The following is a 9,251-nucleotide window of genomic DNA, read 5'->3' as shown; positions in this document are numbered from 1 at the left end:
GCAACTCTTCTTCAAGGTCGATGTAGAAAAGTAGGCTTCCCTGAATGATTGACATCAGGCTTGGTAGATCGTCGAGCACTTGACGCGTGGCAGGAATCCACGTGGCAATGAGGCGAACCTTCTCAGAGACCGATGTGAAGCCTAACTGATTTTCTGGTTTCGTTGAGGCTTCCGGTACGGGTGACGCGATGGACATCGGCGTGCTGACTTTGAGGAAGTCGACGACCGCCATACTTGTGGGAGTCGCCGTTAGAACGTCTCTGATTTTTAACTTCTGCCGAGCTTCCGTCGTTATCCCCGCGGTGCGGTCGATCTGGAGAACGCCCGAGGTCGAGACTCCAACAGGCAACAGCGCGTCGCCTTCCGACGTTCCGCCTACGGTCGCACTGATGATGCTCTTGCCGCGTAGCGTAGCGAGCTGGTCCGCGCCCTGAAACTTAATGAACGCCTTGCCCCTCTTGTCGCGAAGCAGGCGAGATACGTCTTCGTTTTCTTCCAGCATCGTCTTCAGCGAGACGCCGAAGGAACCCCCGAAATGCTTCTGCGCAAGTCGTATGTCAATTGCATCGACTTGAGATTGCAGAGCTTGGAGCTTGGAAGCTGGAGCGGCGGCGGCGATGCCAGCACTCAGGTTGGCGAGTGCGGTTTTTAATTCGGGATCGATGACTCCCTTAACGGGTGTGGGTGTGCTGCTCATGGCGTGCTCCTTCGATTGCAAATTGGGGTTGGGATTTTGCCCAAGGTGCCGAGGAGCGGCCCGGAGCGGCGATGATGCGACGACCGTCGCAGACGCGAGTGCTGTGTATCAGCGGGTCGCGGGAGGTCGTAACGCCTGCACTCATTATGCGCTCAGTCTTCGGTGAGTGGGTTCATTGAACGATGCAGCCTTGCTGCTCACGCATCTTCAAAATCTCAAATTCACCTTGGTGGCTATCAATGAGTTTTTGCTGTAAGGCGATCTGTGCGGTGAGTCTGTCGACGGTCGCGTGCGTATTGCGAAGATCGGTTGCCAGTTTGAGGATGACCTGATCCTGCTGCCGGATCTTCGTGTCGACGACCATGAACCACTTTTGCAGCTTCACTTGGCCGCTCCCCAAACTTGCCAGCGATTCGCCAAGTTCGATCCTCATCTCTTCGGAGAGTCCATCGTTTGAAGTGTCACTCATCGTTTTTCCTTCTTTTCCAGTTCATTGAAAAGCTGTTCCAGTTTGTCGATTTCGCCCTTCACTGTGACGATGGCCGCGTGCGGCGACGGTGACGGCGGCGACGGCGACGGTGCCACTGCCATGCCGAGCTTGTTCCGCGCCACATCGCATAGTTTGAAGTGGCTCTCGGCGATGACGTCGAGCTGCTGTTGCTGCTGGCTGATGAGGTCGTGAAGGTTCCGAAGTAAAAAAAAGAGTTTCGTCCGCGCTACTGTTTCGTTCACGTCGTCTCTCCTTGTTCCCGTTCCCATTTTTCAAACATTCTCACTTCAATTGCATCGCTGGCAGCGTTGCACATCTCTTCGAACGCGTAGCACACGATGTCAAGCGTTGCCCGTTCCGCCTTTTTGTTCTCCATGCGCCGGTGGGTTACTGCAAGGGTCATCAGCGCGTCTATAGCTTCCAGAAACGCTCGGTCTGCGTAGTCCGAAAATATTCTTCCTACTGTTTCGTCCATGTTTTTCCGCTTGGTAAAACGTCGCTGCATAGTTTTTTCTCGATATCCCAGCCCCACGACGGCTCATCGCCGAAGAATCCCGGTGGCGGCGTGCTCTTCGACGGCTTGCGGATCTCTTCCTGCCTTTTGCCATTGCCAGAGAGACCGAGCTGCACAAGCATCCTGCCGCCAGCTTGCATCAGTCGCGACTCGGCGATAAGCAACGGGTGCATGACGGTCGAGCCATTCTTCGCGGTGACCATCGTGTGAAAGACCTTCGCGGCGATCTGGATCTTTTTCTGTTTCCGCACGTCGATGAGCGTCGAGTGGGTGCGGCAATAGTTCGCGAGCAGCTCCGCATCGAGCGGCTGAAGGTCCGCCATTTCGGTGATCTCTCGCCACTTTGCGCGTGCATCCCGGTCCAAGTCTTTTGGCATTTTCAATACGTCGAAAGCGGTCATATCCAAACCCCGTATTTTTGAAAGGAAAACTTTTCGCTGCGGAAGCCTATGGTCTCAATTCGTCATGCGTCAGCTATTTTGGGTGCCCTGCCATCGTGCGGTCGTGCCGGCGGGGTGGCGGGGGTTCCTTTTCACGTCTTCCCTTTCGTTGTGCTGAGTAGCTTTGTTGCGTATGCGAAGGCTTGCGAGCGTCGTGGTGACCAATGGAAGATGCCGCACGAGTCGAGCAGACTTTCGATGGTGAACGGCTTGCCGCTCTGTTGCGCCCGGTCAACGGCACGCTCGAGAAGCGAGACCCAAAGTTTGGTCACGTTCGTCGGTGTGATTTCATCATTCGCCATCGTCGTCGCCCTCGCGGTCACTGCCGAAACTCTCTGCAATCTCTTCGAGCTGCGCACGCTCGCGGCTCTCGAGGAGCATCGTCGCCCGATGTGCGTCCCAATCAATCAACGACTCAATCGCGTCGCGTCCCAGCGTGCGAATGACATCAGGTGGCATCGCGTCGACTTCGACCGACTCGCCGACAAAGTTTTTGATTCGTCGGTCTGACTTCTTTGAAGGTCGTGTCGGAAGGTCGTACTCGGCGATCTGGTCGACGTTGACGGCAAGGCGTTCGAAGTGAATCTCGGCGTGCGGTGCGAACTTGCGCAACAGACGCTCCGCTGCTTTCGAAACAGCGACGCCCGACGGGTCATGGTCGCCGAAGTAAAGAATGTGTGCAGGCTTGCCGCTGTCTTCAATCGTCACAGCCAGGTCATGCAAAAAGGTGTGAGAGCCGAAGCCGTGCACGACGCCGACAGGCACGCAATAAGGCTCTGTCTCTTGTTCCAGAATCGACGCGACGCCGTCTTTTTCGGTGAGCACGTAAACGGTCGAGTCCTGAGTCTTCCAAGGATCTCGCCGGTATTGCTGCGCCAAGGCGCGAAGCCCTGCGCCGACTCCGTTGAACGTACTCGGCACGCTAAAGGTCCGCGTGTTGTCGATGACCCATTCCCACGGCACGATGCCAGCTTCGCGGAGTTTGCAGAGCATCTTCCCAAGGTTTTTGTATGCCGTCTCCACCTTCGGCAACGTGTAACGACCGACGAGCTGATAGAACAGCGATCGCAACGTCATCGGGTGCGTGAGCTTCAGCACGGACATAATCGCGGTGCGCACGGCGTCGAGTTGCTGCGGTGTGCGTCTTGTCGCCTTCGCGTGTTTTGGAGTCTTCAATTTCATGCTTTAGGCCCGTCGTTGTTGGTGAATCGTCGGTGCGTTTGCTCTTGCTGCGCGGTACAGTCGTAGACATTCAGAGCAGAAGTCGAGCGGGAAGCCGTGAGCTGCGCGGCGTAGACACTCGGCGCAAAGTGGTTCCATGCGGCGTCCATCAAAACGGGTCGTCGTCATCGTCGAAGCCTTTCTCGGCGACGCGGGTTTTGTTTTTCTTAACTCCGCTGATTTCTAAAAAAGGATGACGTAATCCGTTTTTGCCAGAAGAGTGAGCGGTCTTATCGCGATAAGTATTTAAATGAACTGGTACAGGCTCAGGAACAGGTACAGGTACAGGTACAGGTACAGGCACTGCAATTGTTGTGCAGTGTGTTTGCAGGGTAGGAGAAAACACTTTTGTCGCGTCGCCTAAACCCTGCATCGACCCTGCATTAGTCTGCGGAGTACCCTGCACAGTGTTTGCAGGAATAGAAGGCACGATTCGTTCTCGAATAATCACATTCCCGGCAACGATGGCATCGTTGTATTTCTTCCGTTCGCCAGTGTTGAGGCGTCGCGTGCGTGGCAACTCTCCGTTTGCGAATCGCTCCAAACGACGCGCCAATTGTCCGTGTACGGCTTCGTCGGCGGAGTCTGGCCAATCATGAACAATCAGCCTGTACTGGTCGTCGGTGTCGATCCAGCGTGACGCGACCAATGCGGAGATGAACGCCGACGGATCTCCCGGCCATTCCAGCCAGAGAGCGATTTCGAGGTCGGTGTACTTGCCGATGTTTCCTGCTGGTGTGTATCTCGCGGTGAAGTGCCAGAGAGATTCGAGGAGGCCAAGTGTCGCGAACTTGCTGAGCTTCAGAATGCCCTTCAGTGCGCCAAACTTTGGATGATCCAACACGCCCCTAAGCGCCATGATGAACCCGCTTCCGTGGCGTCGGCTTCGTCTCTGTTTTGACTGCGCCGTTCGCGGGTTTTCGTGTTATCTTTTGGTCATCCATTGGGTTTCATCCTGAAGGCTTCCGTTGTGCGGCGGGAGCCTTATTTCCCGCTCAACTTGTCGATCAGCCACGCCTTCGGCACAAGCACGCGTGTACCGATGCGAATCGAAGGTATGGTGCCTGCCCTGCACGCGTCGTAAATCGCAATCTTCGAAACGTTGTCGGTGCCGATGAGTTTGTGAACCTCATCGACTGAGAACGTGCCTTCGAGCTGCTGCGCTGATTTCGCCATCGTCGGTGCTCCTCGCGTATGCCGACACTAGCGCGAATGCGCCCCGATGGAAAGAGGTCTAACTCATTTATTTCAAAGACACTTATTGCGCGTTGCGCTTGGTGCAAAGTGTCTTTTTTGGAAAGAAATAATCTATGTCGCACAAAGCAAAAGGCAACGTCGCGACGATGCGCAAATTATCTGTAACTGCGACAGGCACACAAAAAAAGTGACGACTGGTCGACAGGTTTAGCGGTCGAGCTGGTTGTGGCGGGGGGGTATCTAGGCGTGCACTTATCTGTACAGACTTTCATCAGTATAAAAAGGTGAAGACTCAAAACAGCGAAAGGATGCCAGTGTGATTATCACCGTGACGAGCTTCAAAGGCGGCGTCGGCAAGACAACCACGGCGATCCACTTGGCGGCGTACTTTCAGCAATTCGCCCCGACGTTGCTGGTTGATGGCGATGCTATTCGGAGCGCGACTAGATGGAGTCAACGCGGCGACGGTGCCGGGTTGCCCTTCAAGGTCGTCAATCACGCCCAGATGGTCAATCACATTCGCGACTATCAGCACGTCGTCATCGACACGGAAGGCAATCCGTCTGATGACGACTTCAGAGACTTGGCCCAAAATTGCGATTTGCTGGTCATCCCTGCCGTTCCTGAGACGGTGGCGACGGATGGCCTAACGTTTACGCTCGGGAAGCTCCACGCACTAAATAACGAGCGATACCGGGTGCTCTTGACGATGGTGCAGCCGAAGCCCCGCACCGATGGCGAGCAATTACGCGCCATGCTCATCGAAAATGGCATTTCTGTTTTTGCTGCTGAGGTTCCGCGCCTAGTCGCCTTCGAGAAGGCGGCGACGGATGGCGTGCCGGTCTATGCCGCAAAAGATGCGCGTGCGGAGCGTGCGTGGAAGTCTTATCAATCTGCTGGAAAGGAAATTACCCATCATGGCAAACACACAAACAAAGAACGGGAAGTTCGGAGGCTTGCGACAACTCACGAACCAGCCCGACTTACCGACGGCCGAAATAATCACGATAGGAAGGCCACGCGGAAAAAACAGTAATCCCGCCTTTGAACAAACTTCGTTGCTGCTTCGGAAGACAACCAAAAGAGCGGTGCGGCGACGGCTCGAAGATTTGGAGATAGACAAGGACATGTCCGAGTTTGTTGAGGATTATTTGATTGAATGGTTGGCCAAGACTGCGCCGAAAAGTTAGCGTTTTCTACTTTTCTACTTGTAAAAGTTTAGGCGGATAAAATTTGAAACTTCTAAAAATGCATGGCACTAACAAAGACGGCGACGCCGTGTCGCTGAAACGTGGCGATGGCTCAATCATGCGTCGATGGGTCGATGTGGAAGCCATCTTCGGCCCTGAGTCGGAAGATCCCAGTTACCTGCACGTCGTCATGGCTCAGTGCGGTTTGCCGTATCGCGACCCCAAAGGGTTGCCTTTCTACAAACGAAGCAACGGTCACGCTGAGCTGGCGATCACCCCCGGCCTGTTATGGAATCCAAATACTCGTCAGAGCGAGTTGCAAGGCATCCCATACGGCCCCAAGGCGCGGCTCATCACGCTGCATCTATGCACGGAAGCGGTACTCAAAAGGAGTCCCGTTATCTCCGTCAAAGAGAGTATGTCGGCGTTCATGCAAGATATGGGAATCGCAGTGAGCGGCGGTAAGACGGGAAGCATCGGCGGGTTCAAAGAGCAACTGAATCGGTTGTCGGCTGCGCGAGTGCAGTTTTTCCTGCATAACGAGGAAAAGGTGCTCATGGTGAACCCTGCCCCGATGATTCATAAGCATGAGCTGTGGTTTCCCAAGAACCCAAAACAGCAAACGTTGTGGCCTTCAGAGGTCACGCTGTCGAGTGAGTTTTACGATGCCCTGATACATCATGCGGTGCCGCTCGCACCCTACGCGATTCGAGCACTTCAGCAATCCGCGATGGCGTTGGATGTGTACTTCTGGCTGGCTCATCGTCTGTGCCGCATTCCGCACTATCAGGTATCGCGGATTTCATGGTTCGCGTTGCAGCGTCAGCTAGGCTCTGAGTACGTCGATCCCTACAAGTTCCGACAGGACTTCAGAGAGGCTTTGGCGAAGGTAAAAGTCGTCTACCGGGAAGCCAAGGTGAGCTTCGATTCCAACGGCGTTTTAGAGCTTCGACAGTCAAAACCCCCGGTGGAAAAAATCATCAGCGGCGACAAGATAAAAGCCTTTAACTAGCTGATTACAAAGCGATTTTCTACGCATAAGTGGGTAGATGCCTTATTCCTGCCCCAAAAGTTTTCCACGCATAAGTGGGTAGATAGGAAAGACGCGGGTTTTAGAGTTTTCCACGCATAAGTGGGTAGATTCGTACCAGTTTTCCACGCATAAGTGGGTAGGTCTTTAACCGGTAGTTTTAAAAGCTTTCCGGTAGTTGTTTTTAAAACACTTCCCGGTAGTGATGAAGCCCGCGAATGTGAATTAAAACCCCAAAAAGCCAAAAACAAAGACTTCCCAATGAGGTCAGGGGTTGGGAGCGACAAATCCTGCCCTAAACCGGGTCGCAATCGCTCAGAATTGACCTACACGGCGTCGGCGTCGTTCCGGTGAGGCTTCGCACCCTTCCGCACCGAAAAAATCGTTCCTAGAGCATTTGTTTTTCAGAAACTCGGTGACGGGTCGAAACTGTCCGGTTTCCGGAGGGTTTGCCGGTCAGAATTACCCACGACAATGTGATTTGTCGTCGGCAAACCGTGGCGGTAAGTGTTAAGTACTTTAAAGTTAACTCTTATGAGCAAGGGTCTAGGTGGATTACAGCGAGGGATTCTGGATTGTTTGGTCAATCCTCCAGCGGAACCCCAAGTGAAGTTCGGCCCCCGGATGGAAGTGGAAAGAGGCGTGTACGATCTGCGGATTGTTGCCCGGTATGTATCTGGCGGGGATGCGGCAAAGCTGGATGTCGATGAGGTTGCGGATTTGCCGGGTCTGTCGAGAGCGAAGTGGCGTCAGTTTTACCTCTATCCCGACGCGTCTTTCTCCGCTGCCTTTAGTCGAGCGGTGCGTTCGCTGATTAGGCGCGGACAACTGGAAGTGGTTCATCGCTTCCACCGTGGAAAGCTGAGCAGTCAGATACGCTTTGTGCGTCTGTGCTCGAAATCGACCCGCAATTAGAAAAAGCGGTTCACGGTCCAGTCAGCCCGTAAACCGCTCTCTGATTCCCTTGCCTTGCAATTCAATTCAAGCGGCTCTCGCTCTCGCTCTCGCTATCGACCCGAAGGCCACTCAGCACTCGCACACGCACTCACCGCGTGCCGCAAGTATGCGCCTAGGCCGACAACTTTTTCAACTCCCTTACGTGGTCGACAGCGCCCCCGCTTGTTCAGCGAGTTTTTGCAGCTCCACCAAGAATGCTTTGTCGTCGTCTCCGGTGTCGCCTTCGAGCATGGCGGGATCATCGGCGGGATTGTTGTCGGCGTCGTCGTCGTCATCGTCGAGGCCGTCGAGCATCGACTTCAGGTGAATACGGATTCCCCGCTGATGGCGGTCGATGGCCTTTCTGTGTTCGTCGATGGCCTTCAAATGTTTGGCCCGGTCGTCATCGCTGAGACTCTTCACCCCAGAGATAACGGCGGATTCGTTCATCGGAAAAGTGACGACGCTGATCTCCCAAAGTTTCAATTCACTCAGGTGGCGAATGTCGCCGTCGAAGGTCGATTGAATGGTGTCGTAACCAATGGACATTCCCTTCACGATTCCAGCCTTCATGAAGGTGTGCGCCTTTTTTGCGGTGGGATCTGAAAGCTCCAAAACGCCGTTGACCTGAATCCCGTCGCGACCGTCGGTGACGACACAGTGTCCAATCGGATTCGAGGGATCATGCTGCCAAAGCACAGGAAACTTTTTCCCCGCGCTGAGAGTTCGGCTGAATGCGCCGGGATCGATGACATCGTTCCCCAGGTCGACGTTGTTGTAAACCGCGCCGAGTCCGACGAATTGTCCAGCGTCGTCGATGCTTTTTATCTTGAGACTAAAATCATGCCGTTCCATGTTTGCTCCCTTCCGGTTGCCTAATGAAGAATGCGCGGAACCCGCATAAACACAGGCTCCGCGTCGAGTGCCACTATTCACTATGGACTGGTCGAAAATGTCCCCGAGACGAAACTGTTCGGCCGCTTGGTGAGTAAGCAGAGGCGGCGCTCACCCCTCACCCCGATTAAATTTCTGGTCCAAAAGTCTGCATGCTCCGTCGAGATTTCCACGACGGTTTCCATGCGGTCTTTAATTTCCGTTGCGGCTTGATTGCCTGAACCCACCAAGAAAATTCCTTGAGGGATGCTGGTCGTGTACACGAGGTCGAGTCCGAAGATATTCGGTCGCGACGTGTTCTGTGGATCTCCGAGGATGTACCGACCCAAGCTGTCTTTGGTCAAACGAAGTTTCCAATAATCGTTTGTGTTGATGACGACGAAAGTCGGATCGATCTCTTTCGCCGTGTTGATTTGCTGAATGGCCGTGCCGATGACATCGATCATGGTCCATCCGGAGACGGCGTGTAGAAGCGACGGGTTGAATGCCTGCGCCTGCGGAAGCAAACCGTGCAAATTCTCCCCGGTGTCATCCCCTGCAAGCAACTGCAACTCTTCTTCAAGGTCGATGTAGAAAAGTAGGCTTCCCTGAATGATTGACATCAGGCTTGGTAGATCGTCGAGCACTTGACGCGTGGCAGGA

14 protein-coding genes are annotated in these 9,251 nt (G+C 54.3%); 3 read left to right on the top strand and 11 right to left on the bottom strand.

The annotated features are described in order from the left end of the window. The 9 genes from HDF14_RS25890 to HDF14_RS25850 form a co-directional block, all read right to left on the bottom strand. On the bottom strand, window positions 1-697 hold a 697-nt coding region (locus tag HDF14_RS25890), incomplete at its 3' end, for a phage major capsid protein (RefSeq protein ID WP_183981655.1). A 172-nt stretch (window positions 698-869) separates the two neighbouring features. After that, window positions 870-1,166 (bottom strand): hypothetical protein, encoded by a 297-nt coding sequence (locus HDF14_RS25885; RefSeq protein WP_183981654.1) that lies wholly within the window; start codon window positions 1,164-1,166, stop codon window positions 870-872. After that, window positions 1,163-1,429, bottom strand: coding sequence for a hypothetical protein (locus tag HDF14_RS25880; protein ID WP_183981653.1), 267 nt, complete (start codon window positions 1,427-1,429; stop codon window positions 1,163-1,165). Before HDF14_RS25880 ends, HDF14_RS25885 begins: the two co-directional genes overlap by 4 nt. Beyond that, the gene (locus tag HDF14_RS25875; protein WP_183981652.1) at window positions 1,426-1,662 is read right to left on the bottom strand and encodes a hypothetical protein; all 237 of its coding nucleotides are present in this window, start codon (window positions 1,660-1,662) and stop codon (window positions 1,426-1,428) included. The genes HDF14_RS25880 and HDF14_RS25875 overlap by 4 nt, the downstream gene beginning before the upstream one ends. Then, entirely contained in the window at window positions 1,647-2,102 is a 456-nt protein-coding gene (locus tag HDF14_RS25870) for a P27 family phage terminase small subunit (RefSeq protein ID WP_183981651.1), read from the bottom strand. Before HDF14_RS25870 ends, HDF14_RS25875 begins: the two co-directional genes overlap by 16 nt. Window positions 2,103-2,233: 131 nt before the next feature. After that, entirely contained in the window at window positions 2,234-2,443 is a 210-nt protein-coding gene (locus HDF14_RS25865; protein ID WP_183981650.1) for a hypothetical protein, read from the bottom strand. Continuing rightward, complete coding sequence (locus HDF14_RS25860; RefSeq protein WP_183981649.1) at window positions 2,433-3,323, bottom strand: hypothetical protein; 891 nt, start codon at window positions 3,321-3,323, stop codon at window positions 2,433-2,435. The genes HDF14_RS25865 and HDF14_RS25860 overlap by 11 nt, the downstream gene beginning before the upstream one ends. Window positions 3,324-3,471: 148 nt before the next feature. Further along, window positions 3,472-4,221, bottom strand: coding sequence for a hypothetical protein (locus HDF14_RS25855; protein ID WP_183981648.1), 750 nt, complete (start codon window positions 4,219-4,221; stop codon window positions 3,472-3,474). 125 nt (window positions 4,222-4,346) lie between these two features. Then, window positions 4,347-4,538: a hypothetical protein gene (locus HDF14_RS25850; protein WP_183981647.1), complete on the bottom strand. Its 192-nt coding sequence runs from the start codon at window positions 4,536-4,538 to the stop codon at window positions 4,347-4,349. 337 nt (window positions 4,539-4,875) lie between these two features. On the opposite strand from HDF14_RS25850, the gene HDF14_RS25845 reads away from it, so the two are divergent. The 3 genes from HDF14_RS25845 to HDF14_RS25835 all read left to right on the top strand — a co-directional run bounded on the left by HDF14_RS25845 (window position 4,876) and on the right by HDF14_RS25835 (window position 7,694). Beyond that, on the top strand, window positions 4,876-5,595 hold the full coding sequence (locus tag HDF14_RS25845) for a ParA family protein (protein WP_183981646.1): 720 nt from the start codon (window positions 4,876-4,878) through the stop codon (window positions 5,593-5,595). Between the two features lie 197 nt (window positions 5,596-5,792). Beyond that, a complete protein-coding gene (locus tag HDF14_RS25840; protein WP_183981645.1) occupies window positions 5,793-6,761 on the top strand; it encodes a replication protein RepA in 969 nt (322 codons plus the stop codon). Window positions 6,762-7,403: 642 nt separating this feature from the next. Beyond that, window positions 7,404-7,694 carry a hypothetical protein gene (locus HDF14_RS25835; RefSeq protein ID WP_183981644.1) on the top strand — a complete coding sequence of 97 codons (291 nt, stop codon included), beginning with the start codon at window positions 7,404-7,406 and terminating at the stop codon, window positions 7,692-7,694. A gap of 180 nt (window positions 7,695-7,874) precedes the next feature. On the opposite strand, the gene HDF14_RS25830 is transcribed toward HDF14_RS25835, so the two are convergent. Continuing rightward, complete coding sequence (locus HDF14_RS25830; protein WP_183981643.1) at window positions 7,875-8,570, bottom strand: HK97 family phage prohead protease; 696 nt, start codon at window positions 8,568-8,570, stop codon at window positions 7,875-7,877. An 80-nt stretch (window positions 8,571-8,650) separates the two neighbouring features. Further along, window positions 8,651-9,251, bottom strand: a 601-nt coding sequence (locus HDF14_RS25825; protein WP_183981642.1) for a phage major capsid protein, incomplete at its 5' end; no start/stop codon positions are given.

Source organism: Tunturiibacter gelidiferens, from assembly GCF_014201335.1.
GTDB classification, from domain to species: Bacteria; Acidobacteriota; Terriglobia; order Terriglobales; family Acidobacteriaceae; genus Edaphobacter; species Edaphobacter lichenicola_E.
This window is presented reverse-complemented; position numbering and strand designations above follow the sequence as displayed.